This is a genomic window from Paenibacillus rhizolycopersici (assembly GCF_014947195.2).
Lineage (GTDB): Bacteria > Bacillota > Bacilli > Paenibacillales > Paenibacillaceae > Fontibacillus > Fontibacillus rhizolycopersici.
Genome location: NZ_JADCNN020000002.1, coordinates 71,845 through 86,192 on the forward strand (window position 1 = coordinate 71,845; position 14,348 = coordinate 86,192).

The window sequence follows — 14,348 nt, forward strand, 5'->3', positions numbered from 1 at the left end:
GGTTTCTCCCCTCCCCCTGAACTTACTTGCGCCAAACCACTCTTCCCTAGTACCCCACCGTGAATCGGGTGCCGATATAATACGGGTCCTCCGCCTCGTCAAGCAAGGCTGCCGCGTAATCCTCCGTCGTAATCCGGCTGTTGTCGCGCTCGTCGGTAACTAATCGGTCTAGGCCCAACCGGAACATGCCCGTGCGGTTACCCGGCTCGATGAGCGCCGGCGGGCTCAGCACGGTCCATTCGAGATCCGACGCCTGGTAAATACTCAGCGCCTCTTCATGGGCCCGGGCCAGCGGCCGTACTTCCTCCGGGAACTCCGGCGTATCCATCAAGCGCACCCCCGGCGCGACCTCAAGGCCGCCGGCCCCGCCAACGGCGATCAGCCGGCAGACGCCGCCGCGCTTGACGCCTTCAATCAGCGAGCGCGTCGCTTCCAGCAGCTCGTCCTCATCCCCGAAGCGCGGCCCGTACGCGCTGATCGCGAGGTCCTGCCCCTGGACCAGCCGGGCGATCGATTCAGGGACCAAGATGTCCCCTTCCTCCAGGAACAAATGCCCGGCCTTTTTGGTGTCCGCCGGGACGAGATCCGGCAACCCCATCTCGGCCGCCCGCGTCCGATCTCTGACCACCGCCGTCACTTCATGTCCGCGCCGCACCGCTTCTTCCGCAATTCTTTTTCCGATCGAACCGGTCGCGCCAAATAATACGATCTTCATCTATGTCTCGCCCTTTCCTCGCGTTGGATGGTAATCCCAGGTTTTGCTGTTTACATTATAATCATCCTGCCCCAGCAAGTCCAAAAGAACAAGGCCTCCCCGCTGCCGCGCAGCCAGAGAAGCCCACTGTCATCTGCAGAGGACCCATTGTTGTAGTTTGTGCAACATTTTCATCGGTCCGTTCTGGGATGGATCTATTTTGTTGTCCTTGTTGCAACATTTTCGGCACCCTTTGCAGCATTTTCACCTAAATTAGTTCGGGCTGTATGGATAGGTTGCCTAATTTGCAACAATTCGGGGATCGCTCGCTTTTACGTCGTTCCCCACATCCAATCGCAGCCCGTTATCCTGCTTTGCCTAACGCGAAGCTTAAGATCAAAATCACGAACACCACCGTGGTGATGATCACATACCGGTAATCCCGCTCCGCCCAAAACAGGAACAAGGAAACGAAAACGCGGAATACCGGCGTCAAGATCAGCAGCAAGAGGCCGGTCTGGATCACCGCTGCAGCCTTGAAGGCTACCAAGCCGGACACGATGGCACCGAAGCTGGTCGGATACGTATCCCCCGGATACCCGCTGTCGCCGGTGACTAAATACTGGATGAGTCCGGTTACGATGACGATTGCGGCAAACATGACGCCGATTCGCAGCATTTTGCTTATCGCCGTTTCGATTTCGAAGGTACGGCTTTGCGACGATTCGTTAGAGCCAGCCATATCAACCCCTCCATCCTTGGTAGATCATTTGAAATGCGACGTACACCATGACCGGGATAAAAAGCTTGCGGATCGTCTTGCTCTTCATCCGCTGCATCAGGCGAGACCCTACGGTTGCTCCTATCAGCACACCCAGCGCTACCGGCGCCGAAATGATCGGTATAATATCGCCGCGGAGCAAATAGATGCCTGCGCTTGCCGCTGCCGTTACGCCCATCATAAAGTTGCTGGTCGCTGACGACACCTTTAGCGGCATTTTCATAAACACGTCCATCGCCATGACCTTGAAGCTGCCGCTGCCGATGCCCAGCAGTCCGGAAATGACGCCCGCGCCGTACATTACCCCGAAGCCCTCGTATACCCGGTCCACGTTATAAGCGACGGTTTGGCCCAGCGCCTTATCGTAATACTCGCCCTGCAATCCGAGCTTTTGAGCTACCGGATGCAGCGGGACGTTCTCCGGAACTTCCTGCTTGCCCTTTTTGATCATGGCATACGCGGAGTAGAGCAGCAGCAGCGCGAAAATAATATACAGAAACCGCGGGGCAATCAAAACCCCGATAAACGCGCCGGTAATCGCCCCGACGGTCGTGGCGATCTCCAGAAACATGCCGACCCGCAGATTGGTGATCCGATCGCGGATATACGCCACCGCCGAGCCGCTTGATGTAGCGATGACGGAGATGATGCTCGCCCCGATCGCATGGTTGATGTCAACGCCAAACAACAAGGTTAACGCGGGGGTTACGATGATTCCTCCGCCCAATCCGAGAACCGAGCCGACGATCCCCGCCAAAATGGCGATCATGAAAATTTCAATTACTGTAGAAGTCAATCCGATGGCATCTCCTTTGCCCTTTACTTTCATGGTGGCCTGCCCCTACCACCGCGTTCATGTCATTGCTTTCTCCAATACATCCCGAGACCGCCGGGAGCGGTGTATTCGAAGCCGAAGCTCCGGTACAATGGATCCGCCGGGACGTCGGCAATCAGACTGACGTAAGTTAGCGGCAGCGCATGCCCTTCCAGAAATCCCATGATTTCTCCCATGATCCTTTTGCCTAGGCCTTTTCCCTGAAGATCCGGACGTACGATGATATCGACGACCTGCAAAAAGCATCCGCCGTCGCCAACGATTCTTCCCATCCCCGCCAGCCCCGATGCATCATGCAACGAGACAGCAAATATGGAGTTGGCTAAGCCCGTGGCTGCTCCTTCTGCGCTGCGCGGGCTCATTCCGGCTTGCTCCCGAAGCCTCAGATAATCGTTAACTTCAGGGGCCACCCGTATGATTTTAACCTCAGCACCGGGTGTCCGTTCATTCATGTTGTTCCCTCCGTCTGCCGTTTATTTTCACAAGTTTTCATCAGTTTCCAAGTATACCATATTTCCGAATCTCTTGAACCAAGCTTGAATCCGAACGGCACGTGTGCAATAGTGAAAGGAGGAATATGGAAAGGGTGATCACCATGTCACTGTCGGAATGGGTTACCTGGCTGCAGACGTCTGAACATTCGGCAATAGCCGCTTTCCTGGCGTTATCAGCGTTTCTCGCGCTTTACGGTGCGACACGCCGCAAAATCGACCGGGATGAACACAGACGACTGGAATACGTCAACTCCACTTTGGATCGTTATGCTTCGGCTGCCGGGTCTTTAATGACAGCTATGGATCTGTCATCGCAAACTTCCCTGGACCCGGACCTAGGCCTCCTACGAGACAAGCTGCTCGCATGCCGAGCCGCGCCTTATACCAGTGAAAATCTTCTGGCCCAAATCGCCGCTTTTGTCGAGGACAGCGATGCTTCCCGCCTTCCTCTGATGCTGAGAACGATCGAGCGGGAAAGCGAGGCTCTCATCGCCGAGCGGGACAAGTTGCTTCGCCTGATGGAACGGCCCGGCTGGGGAAGTTGGCTCTGGCGCGTTGTCCGGCCTCTTTTGCCGGTGTTGTTCGCCGCTGCTTTCTTTCTAACACTGCTTTGGTTATGGCGCTTGCTGGGAACGAGCCTCTCCAGCGAGACGGTAACTGAAGACGTATGGGAGGTGGCGACGGGCTGGATGCAATTAGCCTCATGCTGGTTTGCGCTGCTGCTGCTCTACATGGCAATCATGGGCGGGCGGAATCGGCATGACAACGCCGTCCCCGCTCGTCTGCTAGCCTCTTTCATCGCCGTGTTAGCCGTGGGCCATTTAGCTGGAGGTCAGTTAGCCCCTTATATTTTGGGCGCCCAACTGCTTCTGTTTCTCGGCGGGTTCCGCTTAAACAGCCGCAAGCCAAGGAAGGCGCGTCCGTACGTCGGCCACGACCCGCTGCCGATGTCACCGGGGGCTGTTGAAACGCCCCTTCCCGGAGCCGTGCAGGCGGAAGGCCGACTGGGAGAAGGCGAAATGCCGCAATAAACACAAACAACCCCGATTCCTTGTGGGCAGCGCAGACCTCACTGCCTTACCGCCCGGAATCGGGGTTGTTCTTATGGAAACCGTTATGCGAGTTACCGCTGTCCGGATTCGCGCAAAGGTTTGGCCGTATGACGGGAAGCACCGGAAGCCCTGGAGGCGCTGCCTGGATTCAACTCGTAACGTTTGCGCTCCGTGCGTTCCATTTGCACGATTTGGCCTTCATGAACGACGATGTTCAGCGAACCGAATTCCATGCCGCCCAGCAGTTCCGCGATCCGTTCCAGCCAGATTTCGTCGACTTTCAATGGTTTCGCCATCCCCCTACCCCTCCCCTTATACAGGTAAATCAAAAGTTATCTTTGGATCACGAAGCTCTCTCATTAAGAAGCCTATCCGACGGCGAATCTTGAATTCAGCCGAGCCTTCCGTTGCTCACGTAGCTTACAGCTACGCTCCGCTACTCTGTCTCTAGCTTCATCCAACCTTCTTGGTGCTCCCAACCTAACTTTTGATTCTTTATTTGAAACGGTAAATCAAAAGTTATCTTTGGATCACGAAGCTCTCTCATTAAGAAGCCTATCCGACGGCGAATCTTGAATTCAGCCGAGCCTTCCGCCCGCACACACGTCGTTAACCAGCGCCTAACGTCAGCTCAACCGGTTACTCTACTAACTACTAACTTACGCAACGCCCTACTACCGCTGCTTCCACCGCATGAACTCCGCTACCTCCAACTAACTTTTCGCCTTCTAACGGAACCCAGAGCCGTTATTTGTCCGTTTCGCGAATGATCTAGTTTCTAACGGAACCAGGAGACCTTATTTCGGGCAAATACAGTCCATTCTCCGCGAGATGAGCCCAATAAGGCGTCTGAGTTCCGTTACAGCGGGAAATAGCCGGGAAATGAGCAAATAACGACGCTACGTTCCGTTAGAAGTTGGCTGCTCGGTTCACGGTTCACAGTTTACCGCACACGGCACCTACAACACGCTCTCGGCAAACCTCCGTATTACGTCCCCAAAAACCTTGAACCGCTTAACCCCATTAAGCAACTTGGCGGCGGAGCTTGCGTTTCTACCTTAATGGCGGCTTTGGCGCGTGAACCAGCCTTTGAGCAACAGAGTCACGAGCGCCAGTAGCAGCAAAAGAGAGGCTACGGCAAACGATGCGGCAAATTGGTATTCGTTATACAAAATCTCCACATGCAGCGGCAATGTGTTTGTTTCTCCCCGGATATGGCCCGAGACGACGGAGACGGCACCGAACTCCCCCATCGCTCGCGCGTTGCAAAGCACAATTCCGTACAATAGACCCCATTTGATATTCGGGAGCGTGACCTTCCAGAAAATCCGGAAGCCCCGAGCTCCCAACGTGACCGCGGCCTCTTCCTCCTGCTGCCCCTGATCCTCCATCAAGGGGATGAGCTCACGGGCAACGAACGGAAAAGTCACGAACAACGTCGCCAGGATAATGCCTGGCAAAGCAAATATGATTGAAATCTGATGTTCGTCCAGCCACGGTCCAAACCAGCCGTGCGAGCCGTATACCAGCACATAAATCAGGCCGCCGATGACCGGAGATACGGCAAACGGCAGGTCGATCAACGTGACCAGCACCTGCTTGCCGCGAAATTTGAATTTGGTGACGGCCCACGCGGCGGCCACCCCAAAGATTGTATTCAGCGGTACGGTTATTAAGGCGACGAGCAAAGTCAACCGCAATGCGGACAACGCATCCGGATCGCGGATCGCCGCAACGTACACGTCCCAGCCTTTCTTAAGCGCCTCCGTCAGCACGACGGCAAGCGGCAAGACGATCAGCCAGAGCAGAACGAGTGCGGCCGCCGTAATCAATACCCACTTCATGGCGCAGCCCCTCTTCCCCACCTGCCTACGTGGGGCCGTCGGCTTGCTTGCAGCTAATGGCACAGAACCGGCCATAATCTTCCCTCCTATTGAGTTCGTATCTTACCGCGCGGTCTTGCGGATCCGGCGCTGAAGCGTATTGATGAGCAGCAGCAGCACGAACGAGATCATCAGCAGCATCAAAGCGACCGCCGTCGCTCCGGCATAGTCGAATTGCTCCAGCTTCGACATAATGAGCAGCGGAGCGATCTCCGTCTTCATCGGCATGTTGCCTGAGATAAAGACGACGGAGCCGTATTCGCCGATGCCGCGAGCAAACGCGAGCGCAAACCCCGTTAGGAGCGGCGGCAGGAGCTCCGGCAACACCACTTGGCGGAAGGTACGGAAGCGGCTTGCGCCGAGCGTCGCCGCCGCCTCCTCCACCTCGGCATCCAAATCCTGCAGCACCGGCTGTACGGTGCGTACGACAAACGGGATGCCGATAAACATCAGCGCAAGCGTGATACCTGCCGGCGTAAATGCGATGCGGATCCCCAGCGGTTCAAACAAAGAACCGATCCAGCCGTTAGCCGAATAGATCGCGGTAAGCGAAACGCCGGCCACCGCCGTAGGCAAGGCAAAAGGAAGGTCGATCATGGCATCAAACACGTTTTTGCCGGGAAAATCGTACCGGACCAGCACCCAGGCTAGCAGCAGCCCCAATACGGCATCAATAAGTCCGGCCACCGCCGCGGTCACAAAGCTCACCTTGTAGGAAGCCAGTACACGCGGGTCGGTCGCGACATCCCAAAATTTCTCCCAGGTTAGTCCTGTAGAATTCAGCAGCAAGGCGGAAAGCGGGATCAGCACGATTAAACTGAGATACAGCACGCTGAATCCCATCGTCAGCCCGAAGCCGGGCAAAACGCCGCGCTTTGTGGTGCCACTGTGCATATTTTTTCGCCTCCGATTCGTTACGGTCGGTTTGGATTATTGCGGTACATAGATCTGACTGAAGATGCCGCCGTCATTGAAATGCTTCGCTTGCGCTTCGGCCCAGCCACCGAATTCCTCAATCGTAAACAGCTTGATCTCGGGGAATTTGTCGGCATACTCCGTCTTCACGCTATCCAGCGTCGGGCGGTAGTAATTCTCCGCGGCTATTCTTTGGCCTTCTTCCGAATACAGGTATTTCAAATAAGCTTCAGCTACTTCACGGGTGCCATTGGCATCCACGTTCTTGTCTACCACCGCGACTGGGGGTTCGGCTAGGATGCTCTCCGACGGATAGACGATATCGAATTTGTCCGGACCCAGCTCCTGCACAGACAACCAGGCCTCATTCTCCCACGCCAGCAGAACGTCACCCAACCCGCGTTCCACGAACGTTGTGGTTGCGCCGCGTGCTCCGCTGTCAAGAACCGGAACATGCTTGAACAGTTCCTGCACGAACTCCCGCGCTTTCGTTTCATCGTTATTGTTATGATGCAGGGCGTATCCCCATGCCGCCAGGTAATTCCACCGTGCTCCGCCAGAGGTTTGCGGGTTCGGCGTAATGACCTCGACGCCCTCTTTGATCAAATCGTCCCAATCCTTGATCTCTTTGGGGTTGCCTTTGCGAACTAGAAATACGATGGTCGAGGTGTAGGGCGAGCTGTTGTGCTCGTATTTTTGCTGCCAGCCTTCACCGATCAGACCGCTTTGCGAAATGGCGTCAATGTCGTATCCGAGGGCCAATGTGACCACGTCGGCTTTCAAACCGTCGATGACCGCCCTGCTTTGCTTCCCCGATCCTCCATGCGACTGCTTGATTGTCACTTTCTGTCCTTTTTCCTTCTCCCAATAGGCCGCGAAGGCTTTGTTATAGTTCTCGTATAATTCCCGTGTCGGGTCGTAGGATACGTTCAGCAACTCCACCGCCTTGGGCTTCTCCCCACTGCTGGAATTGCCGGCTGCCGCGCTGGCTGCCTCGTTACCCCCGCTATTGTTCGCCGAGCAAGCCGCCAGGACTCCAACCAATATCAACGTCAAACCTATTAGAACCCCTTGCTTCAACCTTCTGTTCATCGTATCACTCCCCATACTCACTTTCTTCTCGCTTTACTAAGGCAGGGCTGCCATCTACCGCATCAGAATCCATTGGAAAAAGGAAAACGGAGAAACGCCCCACCCCCTACGGTCAAACCGAGCCACTACCCGTGTCTGCCAAGGCAAGTAGAGCGTTCCTCCGTCCGTACGGTGAGAACATTTTTAATTATTCCTACCTGTTTAGTATGCTATGGTGTTATTTTATATGCGGCAGCCTAAAAATGTCAAACCTTTTTATGCAAAAAAATCAAATTATTTATAAGCTCCCCTTATAGCCGGGACAGGCCCTGGCTTGGAGCGCTATATGCCCCCTTCCACAAGAAAAGAACCCGGAAGCCAGCGGAGTGCGGGCCTTCGGGTTCTTGGGTCGGAACCTTCGTCTTTCATTTGAAATTGAAGCTTCTGCCTCACTTGGTACCTGCCGGCCGCTGGGCGTTTTCCCTACTAGTAGAGATATGCCATTTCAGGCTTCCAGGTTCCTTGACGCTTCGAAATTCTTCCGGAATTACTTCAACATCCCCGCCGCAAGGTTCGCCGGAAGCGGCTCGACGCAGGACGGCTTGTCGACCTTCAAGCTATGCGCGGTCGGCGTAAGATGGCCGCTCTTCGGATCCCGGCGTAAAGCGGCGATATTGCCGCTGTTCTGATTCGCCACCAGGACGTAATCTTCCAAGACCGCAAAATTACGCGGCCAACTCCCCTCCACACTCGTCCATGCCGGGTCATCCAGACGTCCGGTCTTGGGGTCCAGGCGGAAGCGGACAATGCTGTCATGTCCACGGTTGGAGCCGTATACGTATCGACCGTCCGGCGAGAAGTGAATATCGGCCGGATAATTCTCCCCATGGAACTCAGTCGGCAGCGAGCTGACGTGCTGAATCACCACAAGCCGCCCCTCCATCGGATCAAAAGCGTAAGCTGTCATCGTGTTGTTCAGCTCGTTCATGCCGTAAGCAAATCGCTCCGATGGATGGATTACGAAATGCCGCGGCCCCGCTCCCGGCGGCAACTCCGTCACCCCGTGCTTCACGAGTTGCCCGCACTCCAGACGGTAGATCACGATTTGATCGGTTCCTAAATCGGAGACGAATGCGAACCGACCGTCCAGACTTGGCACAGCGCTATGCGCATGAGCCGATTCCTGGCGTTGCCGGTTTACGCTGCTTCCCTCATGGCGGATGAGGGAGATCATGTCCCCCGGCGCCCCCTCCGGATCGAGGGCAAACGCATTGACATGACCGCTGGAATAATTAGCGACCAGTAAGTGCCGCTCTGGCCCAGGCTGTAAAGCCAGATAGCAAGGATCTGCCCCAAGCGTAGCCTTTTCGCCTTTCATCGACAGCTTCCCGTCCTTCGGATCTACCTCGAAACCGGCGACCCGCCCTTCCGCTTGTTCACTTACCGCATACAACCGCAGTCCCTTGGCATCGAGTGTCAAAAAGGATGGATTCACGAGACCCGAAATGCTGTGAAGAATCCGCATTTCCCCGGTGCCTCGCTGCAGTTCGCAGAGATTAATTCCCGGATCCTTATTTTCGGCGTAGGAACCCGTATAGAACAGCCAGACATCTTGGCTTTTTTCACTCATCAAATCCTCTTCCTTCCTATGATCGGGTTCATCCAGCAACCGTTTCACCTCGGACAAAGGCAGCCGGTCAAAATACATCTCCACCTGATGCTCCGCCCCGCCATAAATCTGGTTCATGACGGCAGGGATATTCGAGGAAATGGCACAGGAGGAATGCTCGCTGCCGGAGCACCAACTCGGACGCAGCGAACCTTGGGCGAAGATGCGATACAAATCGCCGAGAGACACCTGAGAGAGCTCGGCCTTTAGCAAGTATCCGCCGTGCGCCCCCTCTTTGGTGGTCACGAGCTCGTGGCGGCGAAGCAGGCTAAGCACCTTGCGCACTCTCGCCGGATGTGTCGCCACACTGCAGGCGATCTGTTCGCTATTGGCCATGCGCTCTTCCCTCGAATTCAAAAACAACAAGCAATGGACGGCAACCGTCAATTCGCTGTTCATCTTTCTTCCCCTTTCCCTTACCGATTTGAAACAAGTGCAGGTGAGTATGATATAATGTTCTCGCGAATCTCTATTACCTAGTAGCCATTATTGTTGGGTACAGCGCACAATTACCTACAGAAAGGGAACCTCTATGAAGCTGATGAATCCCTCTTATATGCAAATCTTTTTTACTTTCGGTGCGATGGCCATGGCCGTCGCAGTTCTGTTTATCCGTCTGAAAGCGAGCCGTCGGCCTGTCACCGTGAAGAAGATCGTCATTCCGCCGCTTGGGATGACTACCGGCCTCATCATGTTCGTCGTCCCGGAAACGCACATTCCATTCCTGTGGGGCGTGATCGCTTTCGCTTTCGGCTGGCTCCTGTTCTCCTATCCGCTGATTCGAACAACCAAGTTCGAGAAAATCGACGACGAGATTTATGCGGAGCGCTCTCGCAGCTTTATCCTGATCCTGGTCGGGTTGCTGGTCGTTCGTCTCCTGCTCCATGAAGTCGTGGAACAGTATGTCTCTGTGATGCAAACAGGAGCGCTGTTCTTCCTACTCGCATATGGTATGATCATTCGCTGGCGTCTGTTTATGTTCAAGCAATACCGGGTCATGACCGAGAATATCGAGGCCTCCTGACCCTAACCAGGCGCAGGAGGCAAAACTCTTAACCTTCCACAACCGATCGGTTGCGCCCCTCTTCCTTTGCCCGATAGAGGCAGCGGTCTGCACGGCGGATTAACTCCTCCGCCTCCATCGGATCAAAGGGAGCAAGGCGATATCCCCCGATGCTGATCGTAACGTATGGCTCCGCCTTGGAGCGTTTATGCTCGACGGCCAGGCTGGCGATCGCTTGACGCAGCCGCTCCGCAGCTTCCAAGGTTTCCTGCGTCTCAAGTCCGGACAGGACGACCACGAATTCCTCTCCCCCATACCTGGCAGCAAAGCCCTGCTCCTGCTTCGCCACACCATATATTGTCCAAGCGATCTCTTTCAAGACGTGATCCCCGCCTTGATGTCCATAATAATCATTATAGGCTTTAAAACAATCGATATCTATGATCAGCAGCGACAGCGCCGTGTTTCGCTCCTCCGGGGAGACCATTTCCCAAGCCAGTATCTCATCAAACCGCCGGCGATTAGGTATCTCCGTCAACCCGTCGAGATTGGTTAACCGAATCAGCTGTTCGTTCGCATGCTCGAGCTGCAAGCCGGATTCCATCAACTGGCGATGCTGCTCCGATAACCGGATAAATAGTCGATTCACTTCATTTACCACTGCACAAATCACGACTGTCGAAGCGATAACCGAATTGATTTTGGCTACATACCACCCCAGAGTAAAGCGCATGCCGGCAAACAGCGTCAGCGTCACGTCCATCAGTAAGGCAAGCATCGCCACCGCCAACCATAAGTGCAACATCGACCATCCTTTGATTCTTCTCCATACCGCCATCAGGGCAAAGAAATTCAAAATCCACAAGACGGGTCCGATCCCTGAGGTGTTTAGTTTGCGGTAATCGTTCTCTTGAATGATGTCAGGCAGCCAGCGATCGCCTAAAGCGGTGAGCTCAAACACGGCAAATACGCTCAACAACGTCAATGTGATACCGGCTGTACCGTAATTGAAAATCATCTCTTTTGAGCTTAATGGCTTGGACCACTTTCGATTCACCCAAGCGTATAACAAGATACCAAAGGAAAATCCGCTATGCCAAAATACCCATAGCCAGCCCGCGGTTTGCCCCCCGGCCCCTATCATCTCCCCCAACCCGCCAAAGAGATCGGGAAAAGTTAATATATGCAAAAACGTCATCAATCCACTATATAAATAGGTGCAGGACAACACGAGCAACGCCGGAAGACCGGAGGCCCGATATTGGCTGTAGATGATGAAGGCCGTTAGCATATCCCCAAAAATCAGCCAGCCGATCGCGGCGGAGAGAAAGGTTTCTGTGGCGGGAAGCGCTGTCATCCCAAATGGCAAAGCCACGAGCGACACGGAGATAATCAGAACACCGATGAGAATGGCCAGCTTCCTTTGCTTGCTGCTGGAAGGAATATCGAAGACTTGAGAAGCAACCTTATAATTACCGTGCATCGATGCGGGGGTTCTCCCTTCTGGATGTCAAACATTGTAGTAGTTCAAACATATTAAATTTTTAATATAGATGCAATCCTTTTATGGATATTTCATTTTTGCATACCCAAAAAAAACAAAAACAGCCGTATTCGCTTTAATGCGAATACGGCTGTGGCTGCTGTCAGCGTCCACCGATTCCGGCGGCGTCCTCGTCTATGCCTTCTTGGCCGACGATCTTTGATCGGAGCTTGGATTACTCAGTTGGGGAAGCATGCGCGTTCCCATGACCATCTCAGACGAGCAAAGCGGACAAGCCGGACTATGTTCAAACGTGAAGTTGTCACGCATCCATCCATTGCAATCGTCGCTCGTGCAGGTCCATACCGGTGTATTTTCCTCAGGAATTTCTTCTAACGTTTTTTTACGGTAGTTCATAATTCCCCTCCTTCAAGGTGAGCGTTCTAACCGGGTGCATAGATGTGGTTCGTCATAGTGCTATATGTACCATCAGAAGCGAGGTTTCCGAATGTTAACCTCATGAATGATCTTTGAGTAGAAAAACTGCCCTCAATGCGAGAACGCATTAAGAGCAGTTTCTGGCTAGCTTACAGTTTTACAACGTTTTCGGCTTGAGGGCCGCGGTTGCCTTGAACCACGTTGAATTGTACGCGTTGGCCTTCGTCGAGGGTTTTGAAGCCTTCGCCAGTGATCGCGCTGAAATGAACGAATACGTCATTTCCGCCTTCCACTTCGATGAAGCCAAAACCTTTCTCAGCGTTAAACCATTTTACTGTTCCGGTTTCCATAGGGGAATACCTCCTGTTTAAAGATTAACATGATTCATTTTTTTAACAGAAGTCGCTCAAAAGGGCTGACCCTTATGAACATGCACCACTTGTATAAAAAAAATTCACACATTGAAAAAAGTTCCAGGTTTTAAATAGTGACACTCTTTTCAATGGGTGAATGATCTTCTTTCTAAAACACGAGATGAACTTATTATATCCTTTTGCCAGATAAAAAGCAAATCCCCTATTTTTGCAAACCTGTTCGGAAAGACTGGACAAATGCGGCAAGCGAAAACTATAATGACAGTTGTAATCTGCAGTCATACTGTTCAGGGGTGCTGGAATTGGCCGGCTGAGAGTGTATCCCTCAAAGATACTGACCCTTTAACCTGATCTGGATAATGCCAGCGTAGGGAGCTATACTATATGGATATGAACTCGTTATTCATTTCATTTCCATTGCCTATCGCGTCCCGGATCCGGGACGTTTTTTTGTATCCGAAATTTGGATTGCGCTTAAGGTCGCATTTCCAGGGTTATACCAAGAACAAAGCTGCGGAAATTTAAACAATCGAAGGAGAGAATGTGTCGTGAAAGTTCAACTACGCACCGTGCTGGCGCTGTTCCTCGGCTGTATGCTGCTAATTCTGTCTGCCTGCGGCGGAGCCAACGGAAATAGCGCGGGCAAGGCTGCTGCAGGAAACCAAGGCGGGCAAAATGCCGAGAATGCCGCGCCTAACCAGGCGACCGGCGAAGAGCTGCGCAGCGTCAAGGTTGTGCTCGACTGGAGCCCTAACACCAATCATACCGGCCTTTACGTCGCTAAGGACCAAGGGTATTTCGCCGAGGAAGGGCTGAATGTGGATATCCTCCTTCCCGGCTCCGGCGGCGCTGAGGCGATGGTTGCCTCCGGGGAGGTCCCGTTTGGCGTCAGCGTACAAGAGAACGTCACCCAAAGCCGGCTCCAAGGCGTCCCGCTTGTATCCATCGCCGCAATCATTCAGCATAATACATCCGGCTTTGCTGCACCTGTTGCCAAGAATATCAAGACACCTAAGGATTTTGAGGGCAAAGCCTACGGCGGATGGGGGTCTCCTGTGGAAGAAGCGGTCATTAAATCCATTATGGACCTGCAGGGCGCCGATGTCGGCAAGGTAAAGTTCCTCAACATCGGGGATGCCGATTATTTTACGGCCGTGAAGCGGGATATCGACTTCGCCTGGATCTTCTACGCATGGACCGGCATCGAAGCCGAACTGCGGGGTGAACCGCTGGATATGCTTTACGTTAAGGACTTCTCCGAACAGCTTGACTATTATACGCCGGTGCTTGTCACCAACGAGAAGACGATCAAGGACGACCCGGAGCTCGTGAAGGCGTTTATGCGAGCGGTGTCCAAAGGTTATGATTATGCAATCGCCCACCCTGAGGAGTCGGCGCAAATTTTGCTCAAGGCTGTACCGGAACTCGACAAGGACCTGGTAGTTGCCAGTCAAAAATGGCTGAGCCCGAAATACAAGGACGACGCTCCGCGCTGGGGCGAACAGAAGAAAGAAGTATGGCAGAACTACTCTGATTGGATGCATGAGCGCGGCTTGCTGGAGAAACCGCTTGAGGTCGATGCCGCTTTCACGAATGCGTTCTTGCCGGGCGAATAACTCCCTGAAATTATGCTTTCAACCAATTTCCATTTTCGAA

Annotated in this window: 15 protein-coding genes and 1 riboswitch; of the genes, 3 read left to right on the top strand and 12 right to left on the bottom strand. The window is 53.7% G+C overall.

What is annotated here, in order from left to right:
* Nucleotides 1-46 precede the first annotated feature (46 nt).
* The 4 genes from IM700_RS02640 to IM700_RS02655 form a co-directional block, all read right to left on the bottom strand.
* Nucleotides 47-715, bottom strand: a complete 669-nt coding sequence (locus IM700_RS02640; RefSeq protein WP_193416691.1) for an NAD(P)-dependent oxidoreductase — start codon at nt 713-715, stop codon at nt 47-49.
* Nucleotides 716-1,058: 343 nt separating this feature from the next.
* A complete protein-coding gene (locus IM700_RS02645; protein ID WP_193416692.1) occupies nt 1,059-1,436 on the bottom strand; it encodes a DUF1634 domain-containing protein in 378 nt (125 codons plus the stop codon).
* A 1-nt stretch (nt 1,437) separates the two neighbouring features.
* Nucleotides 1,438-2,244 carry a sulfite exporter TauE/SafE family protein gene (locus IM700_RS02650; RefSeq protein ID WP_418888761.1) on the bottom strand — a complete coding sequence of 269 codons (807 nt, stop codon included), beginning with the start codon at nt 2,242-2,244 and terminating at the stop codon, nt 1,438-1,440.
* Nucleotides 2,245-2,333: 89 nt separating this feature from the next.
* Nucleotides 2,334-2,762: a GNAT family N-acetyltransferase gene (locus IM700_RS02655; protein WP_193416693.1), complete on the bottom strand. Its 429-nt coding sequence runs from the start codon at nt 2,760-2,762 to the stop codon at nt 2,334-2,336.
* A 134-nt stretch (nt 2,763-2,896) separates the two neighbouring features.
* Between IM700_RS02655 and IM700_RS02660 the strand changes: the two genes are divergently transcribed.
* Nucleotides 2,897-3,835 carry a hypothetical protein gene (locus IM700_RS02660; protein ID WP_193416694.1) on the top strand — a complete coding sequence of 313 codons (939 nt, stop codon included), beginning with the start codon at nt 2,897-2,899 and terminating at the stop codon, nt 3,833-3,835.
* 92 nt (nt 3,836-3,927) lie between these two features.
* On the opposite strand, the gene IM700_RS02665 is transcribed toward IM700_RS02660, so the two are convergent.
* The 5 genes from IM700_RS02665 to IM700_RS02685 all read right to left on the bottom strand — a co-directional run bounded on the left by IM700_RS02665 (nt 3,928) and on the right by IM700_RS02685 (nt 9,793).
* Nucleotides 3,928-4,152 carry a YezD family protein gene (locus IM700_RS02665; protein WP_155607421.1) on the bottom strand — a complete coding sequence of 75 codons (225 nt, stop codon included), beginning with the start codon at nt 4,150-4,152 and terminating at the stop codon, nt 3,928-3,930.
* Nucleotides 4,153-4,914: 762 nt separating this feature from the next.
* Complete coding sequence (cysW, locus tag IM700_RS02670) at nt 4,915-5,775, bottom strand: sulfate ABC transporter permease subunit CysW (RefSeq protein WP_193416695.1); 861 nt, start codon at nt 5,773-5,775, stop codon at nt 4,915-4,917.
* Nucleotides 5,776-5,802: 27 nt separating this feature from the next.
* Complete coding sequence (gene cysT, locus IM700_RS02675) at nt 5,803-6,633, bottom strand: sulfate ABC transporter permease subunit CysT (RefSeq protein WP_155607423.1); 831 nt, start codon at nt 6,631-6,633, stop codon at nt 5,803-5,805.
* A gap of 36 nt (nt 6,634-6,669) precedes the next feature.
* Nucleotides 6,670-7,746, bottom strand: a complete 1,077-nt coding sequence (locus tag IM700_RS02680) for a sulfate ABC transporter substrate-binding protein (RefSeq protein ID WP_193416696.1) — start codon at nt 7,744-7,746, stop codon at nt 6,670-6,672.
* Nucleotides 7,747-8,272: 526 nt separating this feature from the next.
* The gene (locus IM700_RS02685; protein WP_193416697.1) at nt 8,273-9,793 is read right to left on the bottom strand and encodes a beta-propeller fold lactonase family protein; all 1,521 of its coding nucleotides are present in this window, start codon (nt 9,791-9,793) and stop codon (nt 8,273-8,275) included.
* A 133-nt stretch (nt 9,794-9,926) separates the two neighbouring features.
* Here IM700_RS02685 and IM700_RS02690 point away from each other — a divergent pair, with 133 nt between their 5' ends.
* The gene (locus IM700_RS02690) at nt 9,927-10,418 is read left to right on the top strand and encodes a CcdC family protein (RefSeq protein ID WP_155607426.1); all 492 of its coding nucleotides are present in this window, start codon (nt 9,927-9,929) and stop codon (nt 10,416-10,418) included.
* A 28-nt stretch (nt 10,419-10,446) separates the two neighbouring features.
* Here IM700_RS02690 and IM700_RS02695 read toward each other — a convergent pair whose 3' ends face one another.
* The 3 genes from IM700_RS02695 to IM700_RS02705 form a co-directional block, all read right to left on the bottom strand.
* Nucleotides 10,447-11,880, bottom strand: coding sequence for a sensor domain-containing diguanylate cyclase (locus tag IM700_RS02695; protein ID WP_193416698.1), 1,434 nt, complete (start codon nt 11,878-11,880; stop codon nt 10,447-10,449).
* Between the two features lie 195 nt (nt 11,881-12,075).
* Complete coding sequence (locus tag IM700_RS02700; protein WP_193416699.1) at nt 12,076-12,297, bottom strand: cold-shock protein; 222 nt, start codon at nt 12,295-12,297, stop codon at nt 12,076-12,078.
* A gap of 170 nt (nt 12,298-12,467) precedes the next feature.
* Entirely contained in the window at nt 12,468-12,668 is a 201-nt protein-coding gene (locus IM700_RS02705) for a cold-shock protein (RefSeq protein ID WP_009223993.1), read from the bottom strand.
* 303 nt (nt 12,669-12,971) lie between these two features.
* A riboswitch (TPP riboswitch) is annotated at nt 12,972-13,084 on the top strand.
* Nucleotides 13,085-13,240: 156 nt separating this feature from the next.
* On the opposite strand from IM700_RS02705, the gene IM700_RS02710 reads away from it, so the two are divergent.
* On the top strand, nt 13,241-14,308 hold the full coding sequence (locus IM700_RS02710) for an ABC transporter substrate-binding protein (RefSeq protein ID WP_336244872.1): 1,068 nt from the start codon (nt 13,241-13,243) through the stop codon (nt 14,306-14,308).
* Nucleotides 14,309-14,348 lie beyond the last annotated feature (40 nt).

What these genes read in the sequence shown, in the direction of transcription:
- IM700_RS02665 (WP_155607421.1), bottom strand. Translation starts at nt 4,152, where the DNA reads ATGGCGAAACCATTGAAAGTCGACGAAATCTGGCTGGAACGGATCGCG.
- IM700_RS02640 (WP_193416691.1), bottom strand. Translation starts at nt 715, where the DNA reads ATGAAGATCGTATTATTTGGCGCGACCGGTTCGATCGGAAAAAGAATT.
- IM700_RS02705 (WP_009223993.1), bottom strand. Translation starts at nt 12,668, where the DNA reads ATGGAAACCGGAACAGTAAAATGGTTTAACGCTGAGAAAGGTTTTGGC.
- IM700_RS02685 (WP_193416697.1), bottom strand. Translation starts at nt 9,793, where the DNA reads ATGAACAGCGAATTGACGGTTGCCGTCCATTGCTTGTTGTTTTTGAAT.
- IM700_RS02655 (WP_193416693.1), bottom strand. Translation starts at nt 2,762, where the DNA reads ATGAATGAACGGACACCCGGTGCTGAGGTTAAAATCATACGGGTGGCC.
- IM700_RS02690 (WP_155607426.1), top strand. Translation starts at nt 9,927, where the DNA reads ATGAAGCTGATGAATCCCTCTTATATGCAAATCTTTTTTACTTTCGGT.
- IM700_RS02645 (WP_193416692.1), bottom strand. Translation starts at nt 1,436, where the DNA reads ATGGCTGGCTCTAACGAATCGTCGCAAAGCCGTACCTTCGAAATCGAA.
- IM700_RS02700 (WP_193416699.1), bottom strand. Translation starts at nt 12,297, where the DNA reads ATGAACTACCGTAAAAAAACGTTAGAAGAAATTCCTGAGGAAAATACA.
- cysT (WP_155607423.1), bottom strand. Translation starts at nt 6,633, where the DNA reads ATGCACAGTGGCACCACAAAGCGCGGCGTTTTGCCCGGCTTCGGGCTG.
- cysW (WP_193416695.1), bottom strand. Translation starts at nt 5,775, where the DNA reads ATGGCCGGTTCTGTGCCATTAGCTGCAAGCAAGCCGACGGCCCCACGT.
- IM700_RS02650 (WP_418888761.1), bottom strand. Translation starts at nt 2,244, where the DNA reads ATGATCGCCATTTTGGCGGGGATCGTCGGCTCGGTTCTCGGATTGGGC.
- IM700_RS02680 (WP_193416696.1), bottom strand. Translation starts at nt 7,746, where the DNA reads ATGAACAGAAGGTTGAAGCAAGGGGTTCTAATAGGTTTGACGTTGATA.
- IM700_RS02695 (WP_193416698.1), bottom strand. Translation starts at nt 11,880, where the DNA reads ATGCACGGTAATTATAAGGTTGCTTCTCAAGTCTTCGATATTCCTTCC.